17 protein-coding genes are annotated in these 16,496 nt (G+C 71.2%); 10 read left to right on the forward strand and 7 right to left on the reverse strand.

Translation table 11 applies throughout. The features are described 5' to 3' along the window. Positions 1-22: 22 nt before the first annotated feature. The 5 genes from ABZX75_RS14855 to ABZX75_RS14875 all read right to left on the reverse strand — a co-directional run bounded on the left by ABZX75_RS14855 (position 23) and on the right by ABZX75_RS14875 (position 3,837). On the reverse strand, positions 23-778 hold the full coding sequence (locus ABZX75_RS14855; RefSeq protein ID WP_355410549.1) for an SDR family oxidoreductase: 756 nt from the start codon (positions 776-778) through the stop codon (positions 23-25). Between the two features lie 9 nt (positions 779-787). After that, on the reverse strand, positions 788-1,573 hold the full coding sequence (locus tag ABZX75_RS14860; protein WP_355410550.1) for an SURF1 family protein: 786 nt from the start codon (positions 1,571-1,573) through the stop codon (positions 788-790). 174 nt (positions 1,574-1,747) lie between these two features. Next, positions 1,748-1,981, reverse strand: a complete 234-nt coding sequence (locus tag ABZX75_RS14865) for a hypothetical protein (protein WP_355410551.1) — start codon at positions 1,979-1,981, stop codon at positions 1,748-1,750. A 114-nt stretch (positions 1,982-2,095) separates the two neighbouring features. Continuing rightward, positions 2,096-3,073, reverse strand: coding sequence for a DEDDh family exonuclease (locus ABZX75_RS14870; protein WP_355410552.1), 978 nt, complete (start codon positions 3,071-3,073; stop codon positions 2,096-2,098). Between the two features lie 83 nt (positions 3,074-3,156). Continuing rightward, the gene (locus ABZX75_RS14875) at positions 3,157-3,837 is read right to left on the reverse strand and encodes a TetR family transcriptional regulator (protein ID WP_355410553.1); all 681 of its coding nucleotides are present in this window, start codon (positions 3,835-3,837) and stop codon (positions 3,157-3,159) included. Between the two features lie 119 nt (positions 3,838-3,956). Here ABZX75_RS14875 and ABZX75_RS14880 point away from each other — a divergent pair, with 119 nt between their 5' ends. From ABZX75_RS14880 to ABZX75_RS14910, 7 genes are all read left to right on the forward strand, one after another. Beyond that, positions 3,957-4,754: an acetoacetate decarboxylase family protein gene (locus tag ABZX75_RS14880; protein ID WP_355410554.1), complete on the forward strand. Its 798-nt coding sequence runs from the start codon at positions 3,957-3,959 to the stop codon at positions 4,752-4,754. Between the two features lies 1 nt (position 4,755). Next, the gene (locus tag ABZX75_RS14885) at positions 4,756-5,640 is read left to right on the forward strand and encodes an SDR family NAD(P)-dependent oxidoreductase (RefSeq protein ID WP_355410555.1); all 885 of its coding nucleotides are present in this window, start codon (positions 4,756-4,758) and stop codon (positions 5,638-5,640) included. A gap of 11 nt (positions 5,641-5,651) precedes the next feature. After that, positions 5,652-6,956 carry an amidohydrolase family protein gene (locus ABZX75_RS14890; RefSeq protein WP_355410556.1) on the forward strand — a complete coding sequence of 435 codons (1,305 nt, stop codon included), beginning with the start codon at positions 5,652-5,654 and terminating at the stop codon, positions 6,954-6,956. Further along, positions 6,953-8,179, forward strand: coding sequence for an amidohydrolase family protein (locus ABZX75_RS14895; protein ID WP_355410557.1), 1,227 nt, complete (start codon positions 6,953-6,955; stop codon positions 8,177-8,179). Before ABZX75_RS14890 ends, ABZX75_RS14895 begins: the two co-directional genes overlap by 4 nt. 185 nt (positions 8,180-8,364) lie before the next feature. Then, on the forward strand, positions 8,365-9,297 hold the full coding sequence (locus ABZX75_RS14900; protein ID WP_355410558.1) for a sterol desaturase family protein: 933 nt from the start codon (positions 8,365-8,367) through the stop codon (positions 9,295-9,297). Then, a complete protein-coding gene (locus ABZX75_RS14905) occupies positions 9,294-10,028 on the forward strand; it encodes a lysoplasmalogenase (protein ID WP_355410559.1) in 735 nt (244 codons plus the stop codon). Before ABZX75_RS14900 ends, ABZX75_RS14905 begins: the two co-directional genes overlap by 4 nt. Positions 10,029-10,058: 30 nt before the next feature. Further along, positions 10,059-11,102, forward strand: a complete 1,044-nt coding sequence (locus ABZX75_RS14910) for a zinc-dependent alcohol dehydrogenase family protein (RefSeq protein WP_355410560.1) — start codon at positions 10,059-10,061, stop codon at positions 11,100-11,102. A gap of 84 nt (positions 11,103-11,186) precedes the next feature. Here ABZX75_RS14910 and ABZX75_RS14915 read toward each other — a convergent pair whose 3' ends face one another. Further along, positions 11,187-12,743, reverse strand: a complete 1,557-nt coding sequence (locus tag ABZX75_RS14915) for a S8 family serine peptidase (RefSeq protein WP_355410561.1) — start codon at positions 12,741-12,743, stop codon at positions 11,187-11,189. Positions 12,744-12,998: 255 nt separating this feature from the next. Here ABZX75_RS14915 and ABZX75_RS14920 point away from each other — a divergent pair, with 255 nt between their 5' ends. The 3 genes from ABZX75_RS14920 (at position 12,999) to moaA (ending at position 16,204) form a co-directional block, all read left to right on the forward strand. Then, positions 12,999-13,364: a DUF485 domain-containing protein gene (locus tag ABZX75_RS14920; protein WP_355410562.1), complete on the forward strand. Its 366-nt coding sequence runs from the start codon at positions 12,999-13,001 to the stop codon at positions 13,362-13,364. Continuing rightward, a complete protein-coding gene (locus ABZX75_RS14925) occupies positions 13,361-14,998 on the forward strand; it encodes a cation acetate symporter (protein ID WP_355410563.1) in 1,638 nt (545 codons plus the stop codon). The genes ABZX75_RS14920 and ABZX75_RS14925 overlap by 4 nt, the downstream gene beginning before the upstream one ends. A 213-nt stretch (positions 14,999-15,211) precedes the next feature. Next, a complete protein-coding gene (gene moaA / locus ABZX75_RS14930; RefSeq protein ID WP_355410564.1) occupies positions 15,212-16,204 on the forward strand; it encodes a GTP 3',8-cyclase MoaA in 993 nt (330 codons plus the stop codon). A gap of 25 nt (positions 16,205-16,229) precedes the next feature. On the opposite strand, the gene ABZX75_RS14935 is transcribed toward moaA, so the two are convergent. Then, positions 16,230-16,487 (reverse strand): hypothetical protein, encoded by a 258-nt coding sequence (locus ABZX75_RS14935; protein ID WP_355410565.1) that lies wholly within the window; start codon positions 16,485-16,487, stop codon positions 16,230-16,232. Positions 16,488-16,496: the final 9 nt, after the last annotated feature.

A 16,496-nucleotide genomic window follows, 5' to 3' on the forward strand; every position in this document is an offset into this window, starting at 1 on the left:
GGCGCACCCCCGGGACGGCAGGTCAGAAACCGTGCCGTGAGCCGCCGTCGACCGGGAGCATGACGCCCGTCAGGTAGGAGGCCGCCGGGGAGAGCAGGAAGGCCGCCGTGCGGCCGAACTCCTGCGGGGTGCCGTAGCGCCCCAGCGGAATGCGCGACTCGTGGCCGGCCCGCGCGGCCCGCGCATCGCCGGACAGGGAGTCGAGCTCCCGGACGCGGTCGGTGTCGATGCGGGCCGGGAGCAGGCCGACGACCCGGATGCCGCGCGGTCCGAGATCCACCGAGAGGGACTTCGCGAAGCCGGCCAGACCGGGGCGCAGCCCGTTGGAGATGGTCAGGCCGGGGATCGGCTCGTGGACCGAGCCCGAGAGGACGAAGCCGATGACCCCGCCCTCGCCCAGCTCGGCGGCCGCGGCGCGGGCCAGGCGGACCGCGCCGAGGAAGACGGACTCGAACGCAGCCGTCCACTGCGCGTCGGTGTTGTCCGCAGCCGTGCCCGGGGGCGGGCCGCCGACGCTGATGAGGATGCCGTCGAAGCGGCCGAAGCGCTCACGCGCGGTGGCGATGAGCTGCCCGGCCGTCTCCGGGCCGGAGTTGTCGGCCGCCACACCGATGGCGTTCGGGCCGAGTGAGGCGGCGGCGTCGGCCGCGCGCTTCTCGTCCCGGCCCGTCACGACGACCTTCGCGCCCTCGGCGGCCAGTTCACGGGCGGAGGCGAAGCCGAGGCCGCGCGTGGCCCCGGTGACGACATAGACACGGTCCTTCAATCCAAGATCCATGCCGACACGCTACGCCGTCGCGGGCTCCCGCCGGACGGATCGGGCCGCTTCCTCCTCGCGGTCGCGCTTCTCCCGCCGGACGAGGATCACCCAGCCCAAGGGGACTCCGGACGCGAACAGCCACCACTGGACGGCGTACGCCATGTGCGCGCCGATCGAGTCGTGGTCGGGCTCGCCGACCGGCTCGGGGCTGCCGTCCGGCGGGACCGGACTGGTGAGTTCCATGTAGCCGCCGAGGACGGGCCGGCCCAGGTCCGCCGCCTGCTGCGTGCTGTTGATCAGCATCACCTGGCGGTCCGGAAGACCCTTGCGGTCCTTGATCCCGCTGCCACCGCTGGTCTCGTCGGCCTTCAGCCGCCCGGCGACCGTCACCTCTCCGGCGGGCGCGGCCGGAACCGCCGGGTAGGCGCGGGGATCGCCTCCGCCCGGCACCCAGCCGCGGTTGACGAGCACGACCCGGCCGTCACCGAGCACGAGCGGGGTCACGACGTGGAAGCCGACCTTGTCGTCGTTCGAGGTACGCATCCGTACGACGACCTCGTGCGCGGTGTCGTAGGTACCGGTCGCGCTGACCGCCCGCCAGAAGTCCGCACGCGGGACCCGATGGCCGGGTGAGGTGATGTCGGTCACGGGTACCGGCTCGGCCCGCAGGTTCGCCTCGATCAGCCGGTTCTGTGCGACCCGGTGCTCATGGCGGTGGAACTGCCAGAACCCGAGCTTGACCATCACGGGGATGAGGACGAGGGCGACGAGGGTGAGGCACACCCACTGCCGGGTCAGCACAAAGCGGTACACGCCCACGACGGTACCCCAGCCGCGCCGACCCCGGCGGCCGGGTGGCCGTCCGGGGTCGTGGCGTACGGACGAGCCGTACAGGGGGAGTCGGGGGAGGGGTCGTTCAGGTGCGCTGGGGGTGGCGTTCGCCGGGGTGCGCCGTGATGTCGGGCCGAGGAGTCAGACGTGGAGGAGTCAGACGTGGTCGATGACGCCCACCTTCCCCTCCGCGCGGGCGCAGTGCGCTCCGCAGAACCACTGCCCCTCGACCTCGACGCCCTGCCCGATGATCTGGACCCGGCAGTGCTCGCAGATGGGCGCCATGCGGTGGATGGCGCAGGAGAAGCAGTCGAAGACGTGCACCGCGCCCTGCGCGTGCACCTCGAAGGACATGCCGTAATCGTTTCCGCAGACCTCGCAACGTGCCATGCGCCGCATGCTCCGCAAGGCGGCGGACCGGAACAAGATCCACCGGGGTGAGTCGCCGCGCCTGCACCCGGCCGGCGCAACGCCCGGACGGTCCGGTCCTGCGGTCCGGCCGGCTCAGTCCTGGGCCGCCGCCACGTCCCGCAACAGCTGGGTGAAGGCCGCCTCGTCGACGACCGGAGTGCCGAAGGACTTGGCCTTGACCGTCTTCGAGGTCGCCGAGTCCGGGTCGTTCGTCACCAGCAGGCTGGTGAGCCGCGACACACTCGTCGCGATGTGCAGGCCCGCCTCGACCGCGCGGTCCTCCAGCAGCTCCCGGTCCACGGAGGTGTCACCGGAGAAGGCGATCCGCATGCCCTGCTTGAGCGGCTTGCCGTCCTCGAACCGCCCCGGGTTCGGATGCGGGCACGGCGGCCGCTTGCGCGAAGGCCGCCAGTTGCCGCTCTGGTACGAGGCCTGGCGGCCCACCCGCGGCGTGACGGGCGAGTCCGACCACTCCGTCAGCGGCCGGCACTCCAGCAGCGGCAGCCGTACGCCGTCCCGCGCGGCCGCGTGCAGTGACGGACGGAAGGCTTCGGCCAGCACCCGGGCGTCGTCCAGCGCGTGGTGGGCGCGCTGCTGGACCACTCCGAAGTGCGCGGCGAGCGATTCCAGCTTGTGGTTGGGCAGCGGAAGATTCAGTTCCTTCGACAGGGCGATGGTGCACAGCCGCTGACGGACCGGCGCGGCCCCGGCGGCACGCGCGTACTCCCGGGCGATCATCTGCCAGTCGAAGATGGCGTTGTGCGCCACCAGCACCCGGTCCGCGAGCCGGTCCGCGAACTCCTCGGCGATGTCCTTGAAGAGCGGCGCGTCCTGGAGCATGTCGCTGGTCAGGCCGTGGATCCACACCGGTCCCGGATCCCGCAGCGGATTGACGAGGGTGTACCAGTGGTCCTCCACATCGCCCTGCGCGTCGAGCCGGTAGACGGCGGCAGAGATGATCCGGTCGTCGCGAGCGAGCCCGGTGGTCTCCACGTCGACGACCGCGTACCCCTGGGGGTACGCGGTCGGCCACATCGTGTCTGCGGTCGTACGGTCGTCGAGCATGGTCACAGAGGATATCGGCCCCGACCGACAGCGATGGCCGCGATGTCCTTCCGGCTCGGCCGTATCCGCCGGGCCCCCGGCGCCCGCCGTCAGTCGCCGGGGGTGGCCAGCAGGGAGGTGACCAGGGCCCGTACGGACAGCAGGAACAGCCGTTCCGGGTCGGCCGGACGGGCCAGCGCGTGGGCGAGGGCGGGGTCGTGGGGGGCCGCGGCGGGGTCCCACAGTTCACTCTCGGCGGGGGACTGCGCGGGGGAGCGCTCGCGGTTGCGCTCGACGAGGAGGAAGCCGACGATCTGGAACTGGACGGCGCGCACCGCGTCGGCGGCCCGGGCACCGCGCAGCCCCGCGGCGTGCACCTCGTGGACGAGCGCCTGCTGGGCCGGGAGGAACATCCGCTCGGTGAGCCCGCGTTCGTGGACCATCGCGATCAGGTGCGGGCGCTCGCGCAGTTCGCGGCGCAGGATCCGGGCCACGGAGAGGATCCGGTCGGCCGGGGTGCCGTCGGCCCCGGGGGGCTCGCCGAGGGGGCTCTTGCCCGCAGGGGCCGGGGGAGGGATCCGGGGGAGGATCGCGCCCATCTCCTGGACGGTCCGCTCGACGAGGGCGTCGAGCAGCGATTCGCGGTTGCCGACGTGCCAGTAGATCGAGGTGACCGCGGTGCCCAGCTCGGCGGCGAGTTTGCGCATCGTGAGGGCGTCCGGGCCGTGCTGCTTGACCAGGTTCGCGGCGGCGTCCAGCACCTCGCGGCGGGTCAGCGCGCTTCTGGCCATGTCGGCCCACCTGCCTGTTCATCTGTCGAGACGTCAGTTTCCTTGTGCGCACGGGTATTTACCCTTCACCGGCGGCGGTGTAACTGTGTTACAGAACCGACCGAAGGGTGGTGCGAAGGATGGCACGCGTACGGTACGGAGCGCGCACGGAGGCCGAGATCGCGGCGTCGCGCGAGAAGAGCTCAAAGCTTCCCGACATCTGGTCCACCGGAGTGGTGGCCGTCTGGGAGAGCGACCCGGACGTGGTGGCGGCGGTCCTGCCACCACCGCTCAAGCCCGCCGAGCGGCCCCTCGTACGGGCCGGCATCAGCAAGGTCGACCTGCCCGGCTACCCGCTGGGCGCCGGCTCGGTGGCCGTCGCGGCCCGGCACGACGGGGTCCAGGGCTGGTACCCGCTGGTCATGCCGATGACCCTCGAGCGCGCCCTGATCGGCGGCCGGGAGGTCTTCGGCGAGCCGAAGAAGCTGGGCGAGGTCACCGTCGAGCGCGACGGACTCGTCGTACGCGCCTGCCTCGCCCGGCACGGGATCGCCTTCGTGGAGGTGCGCGGCGCGGTGGACCGCGCGCTGCCGCTGCCCGAGCCCGTCCGGAAGACCGACTTCTACTTCAAATTCCTTCCCGCGGTGGACGGTTCGGGCTTCGACGCGGATCCGGTCCTCGTGCACTGCACGCGGAACGAGAAGGTCCGCAAGCTGGAGCACATCACCGGTGACATCGTCCTGCGCGAGTCGATGTTCGATCCCGTGGCCGACCTCCCCGTCCGCCGGATCGTCGAGATCACCATCGGCGAGAAGACCACCGACCAGCAGGGCCGGGTCGTCGAGCGCGTGAGCGCCCAGGCCCTGCTCCCGTACATCCACCAGCGGTACGACGACCCGGCGCAGATCCTGGACGGTCCTCCGGAAGGCGGTGTGTGACATGCGACTCGAACCGGGACAGGTGGCCGTCGTCACCGGCGCCGCCAGCGGCATCGGGCTGGCGATGGCCCGCCGCTTCGCCGCCGAAGGGCTGTCGGTCGTCCTCGCCGACGTGGAGCGGGGCGCCCTGCGCAAGGCCGCCGACGAACTCGCCGCGGACGGTGCCCGGGTGCTCGCCAGGACCGTCGACGTCAGCGACCGCGACTCCGTCGTCTCCCTCGCCGACGCCGCGTACGAGACCTTCGGCGCCGTTCACGTGCTGTGCAACAACGCGGGCGTCGGCTCCGGCGCCGAGGGCCGGATGTGGGAGCACGAGCCGAGCGACTGGAAGTGGGCCTTCTCCGTCAACGTGTGGGGCGTCTTCCACGGCATCCAGGCCTTCCTCCCCCGCATGGTCGCGGCCGGCGCCCCCGGCCACGTCGTCAACACCTCCTCCGGTGACGGCGGCATCGCCCCGCTCCCCACGGCCTCCGTGTACGCCGTCACCAAGGCGGCCGTGGTCACCATGACCGAGTCGTTGTACGCCCACCTCAAGGCGGAGGGCGCGGCCGTCGGAGCCTCCGTCCTCTTCCCCGGGCCGCACATGCTGCGCACGGGGCTGTGGGAGTCCCACCGCAACCGGCCCGAGCGCTATGCGAAGCAGCGGCCGCGCAAGGCCCCGTACCGCAGCCTCGACCAGTACGAGGCGGCGATGCGGCGGGCCGGCCACGAGGTGCGCTTCACGCCGGTCGAAGAGGTGGCGGAACACGTCGTCGACGGCATCCGCGCCGACCGCTTCTGGATGCTCCCGGCCGGCGAGCACAGCGACCGGCAGATCCGCGCCCGGGCGCAGTCGATGCTCGACCGCGCCAACCCCGCCTACCTGGAAAACTTCATCCTCGACTGAGGGGCCCAGCCGTGCCTGACACGTACGCGAAAGACCCGGCCGAAGACCCGTACCTGATCATCTCCTCCGACTGCCACGCGGGCCTGCCCACGGAGCAGTACCGCCCCTACCTGGAATCCCGCTTCCACCGCCGGTTCGACGAGTTCCTCGGCCAGCGCGACGCCCGCCGTGAGGAGGCCACCCGCCTGGGCGTCCGCAACGAGGCCTTCGCCGAGAAATGGTTCCGCGACCACGAGGAAGGCCTCAAGGGCGGCTGGGACACGGGACAGCGCCTGAAGGAACTCGACGGCGACGGCGTGGCCGCCGAGGTCGTCTTCCCCGACGCGGACGCCGTCGACAGCCAGACCGCCGCCCCCTTCGGGGTGGGCCTCGGCCTCTCCGGCGACCAGGACCCCGAGCTCGGGATGGCGGGCGCGCAGGCGCACAACCGCTGGCTGGCGGAGTTCGTCTCCGCCCGTCCCGAGCGCCACTGCGGCGTGGCCCTGCTCCCCATCACCGGCGAGTCGTCGAAGGTGGTCGCGGAGATCCACCGGGCCAAGGAATCCGGGCTGGGCGCGCTGATGATCCCCGCGATGTGGGTGGACAAGGCGCCCTACCACGACCGCCGTTACGACCCCGTGTGGGCGGCGGCCGCCGAGACGCGGATGCCGGTCGTCACCCACTCGGGCTCCTCGCCGCGCCACGAGTACGGGGACCACCTCGGCATCTTCGTCTCCGAGGTCACCTGGTGGCCGGCCCGCCCGCTGTGGTTCCTGCTCTGGTCGGGGGTCTTCGAGCGGCACCCGGGCCTGAGGTTCGGCGTCGCCGAGTCGGGCTGCTGGTGGCTGCCGAACCAACTGTGGTTCATGGACCGCCTCTACCTCGGCGCGCACGGCGGAAAGAAGCTGTCACCGTTCGAGGAGCTGAAGCGGCCGCCGAGCGAGTACCTGGACCGGCAGGTGTTCATCTGCGCGACCAACACCAAACGGCGGGAGCTCGCGCAGCGCTACGAGATCGGCGTGGACAACATCCTGTGGGGCTCGGACTTCCCGCACCCCGAGGGCACCTGGCCGGCCACCCGCACCTGGCTGAAGAACACCTTCCACGACATCCCGGTCGCGGAGACCCGCCGGATGCTCGGGCTGGCGGCGGCCGAGGTCTTCGGCTTCGACACCGCCGAACTGGCCCCGATCGCCCGCCGGATCGGCCCGACCCCGGCCGAGCTGGGCCAGCCCGCGGACCAGGCGGCCGTGGAGGCCTCCTGGGCCCGCTCCCGCGAGGTGGGCCGCCACTGGCTGACCGGCCACGACTTCCCGGTAGTGGGGGTGGGCGGATGAGCGGTGCGGCGGACCGCTACACGGTCATCTCGGCGGACTGCCACGCGGGCGCCGACCTGCTGGACTACAAGCCGTACCTGGAGAAGCGGTACCACGAGGACTTCGACGCCTGGGCCGCCACGTACGTGAACCCGTACGAGGACCTCCTGGCGGACACGGCGGACCGCAACTGGAACTCGGCCCGGCGCCTGGCCGAGCTCGAAGCGGACGGCATCGTCGCGGAAGTCCTCTTCCCCAACACGATCCCTCCCTTCTTCCCGAGCGCCTCCCTGATGGCCCCGGCGCCGACGGCGGCGGAGTTCCAGCTCCGCTGGGCGGGGCTGCGGGCCCACAACCGCTGGCTGGCTGACTTCTGCGCGGACGCCCCCGGCCGGCGGGCGGGAGTGGCCCAGATCCTCCTCAACGACGTGGACCAGGCCGTCGAGGAGATCCGCCGCACGAAGGAGGCCGGCCTCACCGGCGGCATCCTGCTCCCCGGCGCCCCGCCCGGCAGCGGAATCCCCGAGCTGTACTCCGCCTCCTACGACCCCATCTGGGCGGTCTGCGCCGAACTCGACGTCCCCGTCAACCACCACGGCGGCTCGGCGTCCCCGCCGCTCGGCGACGAACCGGCGGCCCGCGCGGTGTTCATGGTGGAGACCACCTGGTTCTCCCACCGCGCCCTGTGGCACCTCGTCTTCGGCGGCGCCTTCCACCGTCACCCGGGACTCAAGCTGGTCCTGACGGAGCAGGGATCCGGCTGGATCCCGGGCGTGCTGGAGATGCTGGACTACTACCACGGCCGCCTGGTCGCGGCATCGGCCACCGCCGAGGCCAAATTCGGCGCGGGCCTCGCGCGGTCCATGGGCAAGGCGCCCAGCGAGGTGTGGCGGGACAACTGCTTCGTGGGAGCGAGCTTCATGCGTCCCCACGAGGTCCCGCTCCGGGAACGCATCGGCCTCGACAAGATCATGTGGGGCAGCGACTACCCCCACGACGAGGGCACCACCCCCTTCTCCCGCGAGGGCCTGCGCATCGCCTACGCCGGCCTCCCGCGCGCGGAGGTGGCCGCGATGGCCGGCGGCAACGCGGCTCGCGTCTACGGCTTCGACCTCACCCTCCTGGACGCGGTGGCCGCCGAACACGGCCCGCTGGTCTCGGAGATCGCGAAGCCCCTGACGGCGATCCCCGAGGGAGCCACCAGCCCCACGTTCGCCCGCGGCGGTTCGGTCCGCGTCTGGTGACGCCGCGGCTGCGGTGACATCCCCTCCGGTCTGCCCGCCGGTGCGGCCCACGGCATCGCCGCTCGGGCCGCACCGGCGCCGGCTCCCGGCCGGCGCCGCCCCGCGCGAACCGTCGGTAACACCGATGAATACCGAACGGTAACAACCCCTAGCGGCACCCCTGGAGCCGCCTCTATGGTGCGGACATGCCGAACCTGCCCGATGTCGTGCTGTGGTCCATACCCGCCTTCGTGCTGCTCACCGTCGTGGAGATGGTGAGCTACCGGATCCATCCCGACGAGGACGCCGCCGGGTACGAGACCAAGGACGCCGTCACCAGCATCGGCATGGGACTCGGCAGCCTGGTCTTCGACCTCCTCTGGAAGATCCCGGTCCTCGCCATCTACACCGCCGTCTACGAGCTGACCCCGCTGCGCGTGCCCGTCCTGTGGTGGACCGTCCTGCTGATGCTCCTCGCGCAGGACTTCCTCTACTACTGGCAGCACCGCGGCCACCACGTCATCCGCATCCTGTGGGCGTGCCACGTCGTGCACCACAGCAGCCGCAAGTTCAACCTCACCACCGCCCTGCGCCAGCCGTGGACCAGCGCCACCTCCTGGCCGTTCTACCTGCCGATGATCGCCCTCGGCGTGCACCCGGCCGCGGTCGCGTTCTGCTACTCCGTCAATCTCGTCTACCAGTTCTGGATCCACACCGAGCGCATCGGCACCCTCCCGCGCCCCGTCGAGTACGTCTTCAACACCCCCTCCCACCACCGCGTGCACCACGCCTCCCAAGGCGGCTACCTGGACCGCAACTTCGCCGGGATCCTGATCATCTGGGACCGGATGTTCGGCTCCTGGGTGGGCGAGACCGAAAGGCCCGTCTTCGGGCTGACGAAGAACATCGACACCTACAACCCGCTGCGCGTCGCCACCCACGAGTACGTCGCCATCGCCCGGGACGTACGAGCCGCCACCAGCTGGCGCGAGCGCGCCGGACGGGTCTTCCGCGGTCCCGGCTGGCAACCGGCAGCGACCGCCGTTGGCGCCGGGGCCGCGGCGAGCGCGGCGGCCCCCGCGGACCGGTCGTCCCCCTCGGCTTCCTCCGGGCAGACGGCTCCGGAGCCCGCCGCGTGAGCGCCACCGCATCCCGTACGCCCTCCTGGGCCCGCCCCGCGGGCGACGGAACCGGCGGCGCCGCCCGGGTCCTGCTCGTCGCCTTCGCCGTCGCGGCCGCCGCAGACCTCGGCTCGCTCCTGGCCGACTGGCACCTCGGCCACCTCATCTTCAAGCCCCTGCTGATGCCGCTGCTGGTCGCCCACGCGGTCACCCGCGGCGCACCCCGGCTGCTGGTCGCGGCCCTGCTGTTCGGGTGGGGCGGTGACCTGGCCCTGCTCTTCGACGCCGAGGCCGCCTTCCTCATCGGCATGGGCTCCTTCGCCGCCGGACACGTCTGCTACCTCGTGCTCTTCGGCAAGCGGGGCGCGTACGCCCTGCTCGGCGGGGCGTACGCCGTCGCCCTCCTCGGCACGGTGGGCCTGATGTGGACGGACCTGCCGGCGGGCCTGCGCGTCCCCGTCGCCGGCTACAGCCTGCTGCTCACCGCCATGGCCTTCCGCTCCAGCGCCCTCGGCCCGCGCGCCGGGATCGGCGGGGCGCTCTTCCTGATCTCCGACACGCTCATCGCCACCGGGGTCGCCGAGTGGCCGCAGCCGCCCCGCCCGGACTTCTGGATCATGGCCACGTACCTGGCCGCCCAGTACCTCCTGGCCACGGGCGTGACGGCGCGCGAGCAGGCGTACCGTAGGGAAGTCGCACAAGGCCCACAAGGCCCACAAGGCATACAACCCACACAAAGCGACGACTGAACGATCCCTGAACCGGAGGACTGCACCACCATGCGCGCCACCGTCATCCACGCCCCGCACGACATCCGCGTGGAGGAGGTGCCCGACGCCGCGATCCGGCGTCCCGAGGACGCCGTCGTCCGCGTCCTGCGCGCCTGCATCTGCGGCAGCGACCTCTGGGCCTACCGAGGTGAAGCCAAGCGCCAGCCGGGGCAGCGGATCGGCCACGAGTTCCTCGGCATCGTCGAAGAGACCGGCTCCGCGGTGTCCGCGCTGCGCGCGGGCGACCTCGTCGTCGCGCCCTTCATGTGGTCCGACGGCACCTGCGACTACTGCTCCGAGGGTCTCTACACCTCCTGCGAGCACGGCGGTTTCTGGGGCTCGGTCGGCCACGACGGAGGCCAGGGCGAAGCCGTCCGGGTCCCGCACGCCGACGGCACCCTGGTCAAGCTCCCCACCGCGGCCGCCTCCGACGACGCCCTGCTCACCGGGCTGCTCGCGCTCTCCGACGTCATGGGCACCGGCCATCACGCCGCGCTCGGCGCGGGCGTGCGCAAGGGCTCCACGGTCGCCGTCGTCGGTGACGGCGCGGTCGGCCTGTGCGGCGTCCTGGCCGCCAAGCGCCTCGGTGCCGAGCGGATCATCGCACTGGGCCGCCACACGGCCCGTACGGACGTGGCGAAGCTCTTCGGGGCCACCGACATCGTCGCCGAGCGGGGCGAGGCGGCCGAGGCGGCCGTCCGTGAACTGACCGGCGGCCGGGGCGCGCACGCCGTCATCGAGGCGGTCGGCACCGAGCAGTCCATGCGCACGGCCGTGAACATCACGCGCGACGGCGGGGCGGTCGGCTACGTCGGCGTCCCGCACGGCAGCGGCACCGGCCTCGACCTCGGTGTGATGTTCGACCGCAACATCACCCTGCGCGGCGGCGTCGCCCCGGTCCGCGCGTACATCCCGGAGCTGCTGGAGGACGTGCTCAGCGGCGCGATCGACCCCTCGCCCGTCTTCGACCGGGCCGTCTCCCTGGAAGAGGTACCGGACGGCTACCGCGCGATGGACGACCGCAGCGCGCTCAAGGTGCTGATCCAGCTCTGACGTTCAGGCGTACGAGGAGGGGGCCGGGCGGGGAGATCCCCGCCCGGCCCCCTCACGTACCCCGCGTACGGCGTACCGAGCCGGTTACTTCACGGCCTTGAGCGCGTCGACCACGCCGTAGCCGTAGTAGCCGGTCTGGCCCCACTTGCTCTCACAGGTGGTGGCGTCGACCAGGACGCCCGCGCTGTTGTAGATCTGAGCCGGGCAGGCCGTCTTGGTGGCCTGGCCCTTCAGCATCGCCTGGAGCTGCGACGGCGTCGCCGACGGGTGCGCGCTCTTGAGGAGCGCCGCGACACCGGCGACGTGCGGCGCGGCCATCGAGGTGCCCTGCTTGTAGCCGTAGCCGCCGTCCAGGACGGTCGACAGCACCCGGCCGTTGGCGTCCGGGGTGGCCGGGACCTGCCACTTGTCGCCGCCGGGGGCGGCCACGTCCGCGACGCCCAGGCCGTAGTTGGAGTAGTACGACCGCAGACCCTTGTCGCCGGTCGAGGTGACCGTGACGACGCCGGGCAGCTGCGTCGGCAGGTCCAGGCAGACGCTCGGGTCGATGGTGCGCGGCACCGGGGTGGTGTCGTTCGGACTGGAGTCGTCGACGATCGAGTCGGCGGCCAGGTCCATGTTCGAGTTGCCCGCCGCGGCGACGTGGAGCACGCCCTTGCGCTCGGCGTACTTGCTCGCCCGGCCGAGGGCCTCCACCAGCGCCTTCTGGTCGTCGTCCGTCTTGCAGTTGAAGTACCAGGGGTCGACGTAGTAGCTGTTGTTGGTCACCTCGATCCCCTTCTCGGCGGCGAACATGAAGCCACAGACGACCGCTTCGGTGAAGAAGAGGCTGGTCGCGGGCTCGCTCACCTTGATCGCGGAGATCTTCACACCGGGCGCCACACCGCTGACGCCGACCCCGTTGCGCGGGGCGCCGATGGTGCCGGCCACGTGGGTGCCGTGGTCGCTGCCGTCGGCGTACGGGCGCCAGGCGCCCTCGGAGGTGTCCGCGACACCGCCGACACAGTTGGCGGACTGCTCCTTGGAGAAGTTCGGGGCGAGATCGGGGTGGGTGTCGTCCACGCCCGTGTCGATGATGCCGACGGTGACGTCCGGGCTGCCATCGTTGATCTTGTGAGCCTCGTCGGCCTTGATCGTCCGCAGGTCCCACTGGTTGGGCTCCAGCGGCTCCTGCCCCGGCTCGGCCTGCGCCGCCGCCTTGGCGGCGTCCGCCGCGCTCAGCTGCTGCGTGGTGCCCTCTTCGGTGGTCTGCACCGACTTGAGGGGGGCCGTACGGGTGGCGCCGACCGACACGAACAGACCGCGCTGGGTCCGCAGCTGCTTGGCGAACTCCGGGTTCTGGGAATGTGCGACGACGACCCCGATCTGCTCATAGGCCGTCACCACCGTTCCACCGGCCCGCTCGATGGCCTTCTTCGCCTGCTTCACGGTGCCGTACGCGGACAGGTTCGCCACGTACGACATCTTGGGGCCGGAGGTGTCGGGCCGCGAGGCCGCCGCCGCGTCCGCCGTGTTGCCCAGCGGAGCGGCGGATGCCGTCACCGAGGGCAGGAAGGCGAGCGAGGCGGTGAGCACCAGGCCGACCGGTACGGCGAGAGCGCGGCTCTGCTTCTTGACGGAACGTGACCCCAGATGCGCCATGGGTTCTCCACATCATCCTTGAAAAAGCCGTCCGGGCGCGGTCGCGACGGACGGTGCATGACAGGCGAACCTAGCGCTCGCGTTCCCCTCTACGCCATCAGTTCGAGAAATCAGTTTCCAAAGAAACAGTGGGTGTTGAACCGTCGCGACACGCCGACCGTGCCGTTGACAGGGGGGATCAGCACCGCGCCCCCCTACACGGAGGTTGTTTTGTCCGTCGTCCCCACCGCACCAGCGTCACAAGGAGATTCCCCCGTGACCACCGAAGCAGCGCCGCCGCCGGGCGGCGCGGGAACGCCGCCGGCGAGCCCCTCGGACGAAGCGTTCGCGAGCGTCCAGCAGAGCGCCGAGTTCGCCGAACTACGCCGTTCCTACCGTTCGTTCGCCTTCCCGCTCACCGTGGCCTTCATCGCCTGGTACCTGCTCTACGTCCTGCTGTCCAACTACGCGGGCGGCTTCATGGGGACCAAGCTCTTCGGCAACATCAACGTCGCCCTCGTCTTCGGCCTCGCCCAGTTCGCGACGACCTTCCTCATCGCCTGGCTGTACTCGCGGCACGCCGCCGCCCAGCTCGACCCCAAGGCCGCGGCCATCAAGGCGCGGATGGAGGCCGGCGAATGAGCACCGGCACGAGCACCCTCCACCTGACGACGGTCGCCGCGGGCGCCACCGAGCACCGGCCGCTGATCATCACACTTTTCGGACTCTTCGTCGTCGCCACCCTGATCATCACGATCCGGGCCGGCCGCCAGACCAAGGACGCCGCCGACTTCTACGCGGGCGGCCGCCAGTTCACCGGCTTCCAGAACGGCCTCGCCATCTCCGGCGACTACATGTCCGCCGCGTCCTTCCTCGGCATCGCCGGAGCCATCGCGCTCTTCGGCTACGACGGCTTCCTCTACTCCATCGGCTTCCTCGTCGCCTGGCTGGTCGCCCTGCTGCTCGTCGCCGAGCCGCTGCGCAACTCCGGCCGCTACACGATGGGCGACGTCCTCGCGTACCGGATGCGCCAGCGGCCCGTCCGTACCGCCGCCGGCACCTCCACCATCGTGGTCTCGATCTTCTACCTGCTCGCCCAGATGGCCGGCGCCGGCGTGCTGGTCTCCCTGCTCCTGGGCATCACCAGCGACGGCGGCAAGGTGGCCGTCGTCGCGCTGGTCGGCGTACTGATGATCCTGTACGTGACCATCGGCGGTATGAAGGGCACCACCTGGGTCCAGATGATCAAGGCCGTCCTGCTCATCGCGGGCGCCCTGCTGATCACCTTCCTGGTGCTGCTGAAGTTCAACTTCAACATCTCCGACCTGCTGGGCAAGGCCGCCGAGAACAGCGGCCAGGGCGTCAAGTTCCTTGAGCCGGGACTCAAGTACGGCCAGGACTCCACCTCGAAGCTGGACTTCATCTCGCTCGGCCTCGCCCTCGTCCTGGGCACCGCCGGCCTGCCGCACATCCTGATCCGCTTCTACACGGTTCCCACCGCCCAGGCCGCCCGTAAGTCCGTGAACTGGGCCATCGGCATCATCGGCGCCTTCTACCTGATGACGATCGCCCTCGGTTTCGGCGCCGCAGCCCTGCTGAACCGGGCAGACATCCTCGCCTCCAACAAGGCCGGCAACACCGCGGCCCCCCTGCTCGCCCAGGAGATCGGCGGCGGCGCCGGTTCCACCGGCGGCGCGATCCTCCTCGCCGTGATCTCCGCGGTGGCCTTCGCCACCATCCTCGCGGTGGTCGCCGGTCTGACCCTCGCCTCCTCCTCGTCCTTCGCGCACGACCTGTACGTGAACGTGATTCGCAAGGGCAAGGCCACCGAGAAGGAGGAGGTCCGCGCGGCACGCTGGTCCACCGTCGTCATCGGCGCCGTCGCCATCGGGCTCGGCGCACTCGCCCGCGACCTGAACGTGGCGGGGCTGGTCGCGCTCGCCTTCGCGGTCGCCGCCTCCGCCAACCTGCCGACGATCCTCTACAGCCTCTTCTGGAAGCGCTTCACCACCCGGGGTGCGCTGTGGTCGATCTACGGCGGCCTGATCTCGTCGGTCGTCCTGGTGCTGTTCTCGCCCGTCGTGTCCGGCAAGCCCACCTCGATGTTCAAGGACGCCGACTTCTACTGGTTCCCGCTGGAGAACCCCGGCCTCATCTCCATCCCGCTGGGCTTCCTGCTCGGCTGGCTGGGGACGCTCCTGTCGAAGGAGAAGGCCGACCCGCAGAAGTTCGCCGAGCTGGAGGTCCGCTCCCTGACCGGCACCGGGGCCCACTGACGCGGGCTCCACGAGTTCGTCCGAACACCCAGCGTGGCCGCGTCGTACGTCCCTACGACGCGGCCGCGTCCCGTCTCGTTCGTTCGGGGACCTCTACATGTCACAGGCGTCGCGTAGGCTCGAATACAGCGCACGCATTCGATCCAACGCTGCGTGAACCTGCGTGAACGTACGTGAAACCTCTACAGATCCGGACAGGGGAGGGGGCCCACAGTGCTTCTCGACACCTATGGCCGCGTGGCCACTGACCTGCGTGTCTCGCTGACCGACCGGTGCAATCTGCGCTGTACGTACTGCATGCCCGAGGAGGGACTGCAGTGGCTCGGCAAGTCCGATCTGCTGAGCGACGAGGAGATCGTCCGGCTGATCCGCATCGCCGTGACCCGGCTCGGCATCACCGAGGTCCGCTTCACCGGCGGCGAGCCGCTGCTCCGGCCCGGTCTCGTCGGGATCGTAGAGCAGTGCGCGGCGCTGGAACCGCGGCCCCAGATGTCGCTGACCACCAACGGAATAGGCCTCAAGCGCACCGCCCGGGCGCTCAAGGCCGCCGGCCTGGACCGGGTGAACGTCTCCCTGGACACCCTGCGGCCCGAGGTCTTCAAGACCCTCACCCGCCGCGACCGGCACCAGGACGTCATCGACGGCATGGCCGCGGCCCGCGAGGCCGGTCTCACCCCCGTCAAGGTCAATGCCGTCCTCATGCCGGGGCTCAATGAGGACGAAGCCCCCGACCTGCTGGCCTGGGCCGTGGAGAACGAGTACGAGCTCCGCTTCATCGAGCAGATGCCGCTCGACGCGCAGCACGGCTGGAAGCGCGACGGCATGATCACCGCCGGCGACATCCTGCAGTCCCTGCGCACCCGCTTCACGCTCACCGAGGAAGGCGCCGACGAGCGCGGCTCCGCGCCGGCCGAGCGCTGGGTGGTCGACGGCGGCCCGGCGACCGTCGGCGTCATCGCCTCGGTCACCCGCCCCTTCTGCAGCGCCTGTGACCGTACCCGGCTCACGGCCGACGGCCAGGTACGCACGTGCCTCTTCGCCACCGAGGAGTCGGACCTGCGCGCCGCCCTTCGCTCGGGCGCCGCGGACGAGGAGATCGCCCGCCTGTGGAAGGTGGCGATGTGGGGCAAGAAGGCCGGCTCCGGCCTCGACGACCCGTCCTCCTTCCTCCAGCCCGACCGCCCGATGTCCGCGATCGGCGGCTGACCCGCCGGCCGCTCCCGGGCATCGCTCAGCGCTCGCGCCCCGATCCCTCCGGCTGCACCCACTCGGCTAGCTTCACGACGTCCTTGAGGAAACCGCGGACCCCCAGGAACTGGGAGAGGTGTTCGCGGTGTTCCTCGCATGCCAGCCAGGTCTTGCGGCGCTCCGGGGTGTGCAGCTTCGGGTTGTTCCACGCCAGGACCCAGACGGCCGCGTCGCGGCAGCCCTTGGCAGAGCAGGTGGGCGCGTCGGTGTGAGGGGAGTCGGGGGTCTCAGGGGAGTTCACGCCTCAACC

It is taken from the genome of Streptomyces sp. NPDC003038 (assembly GCF_040611115.1).
GTDB lineage: Bacteria > Actinomycetota > Actinomycetes > Streptomycetales > Streptomycetaceae > Streptomyces.

Excerpts from the sequence above, each read along its gene's own strand:
- ABZX75_RS14855 (WP_355410549.1), bottom strand. The coding sequence starts at position 778 with ATGGATCTTGGATTGAAGGACCGTGTCTATGTCGTCACCGGGGCCACG.
- ABZX75_RS14865 (WP_355410551.1), bottom strand. The coding sequence starts at position 1,981 with ATGGCACGTTGCGAGGTCTGCGGAAACGATTACGGCATGTCCTTCGAG.
- ABZX75_RS14875 (WP_355410553.1), bottom strand. The coding sequence starts at position 3,837 with ATGGCCAGAAGCGCGCTGACCCGCCGCGAGGTGCTGGACGCCGCCGCG.
- ABZX75_RS14880 (WP_355410554.1), top strand. The coding sequence starts at position 3,957 with ATGGCACGCGTACGGTACGGAGCGCGCACGGAGGCCGAGATCGCGGCG.
- ABZX75_RS14885 (WP_355410555.1), top strand. The coding sequence starts at position 4,756 with ATGCGACTCGAACCGGGACAGGTGGCCGTCGTCACCGGCGCCGCCAGC.
- ABZX75_RS14895 (WP_355410557.1), top strand. The coding sequence starts at position 6,953 with ATGAGCGGTGCGGCGGACCGCTACACGGTCATCTCGGCGGACTGCCAC.
- ABZX75_RS14900 (WP_355410558.1), top strand. The coding sequence starts at position 8,365 with ATGCCGAACCTGCCCGATGTCGTGCTGTGGTCCATACCCGCCTTCGTG.
- ABZX75_RS14910 (WP_355410560.1), top strand. The coding sequence starts at position 10,059 with ATGCGCGCCACCGTCATCCACGCCCCGCACGACATCCGCGTGGAGGAG.
- ABZX75_RS14915 (WP_355410561.1), bottom strand. The coding sequence starts at position 12,743 with ATGGCGCATCTGGGGTCACGTTCCGTCAAGAAGCAGAGCCGCGCTCTC.
- ABZX75_RS14925 (WP_355410563.1), top strand. The coding sequence starts at position 13,361 with ATGAGCACCGGCACGAGCACCCTCCACCTGACGACGGTCGCCGCGGGC.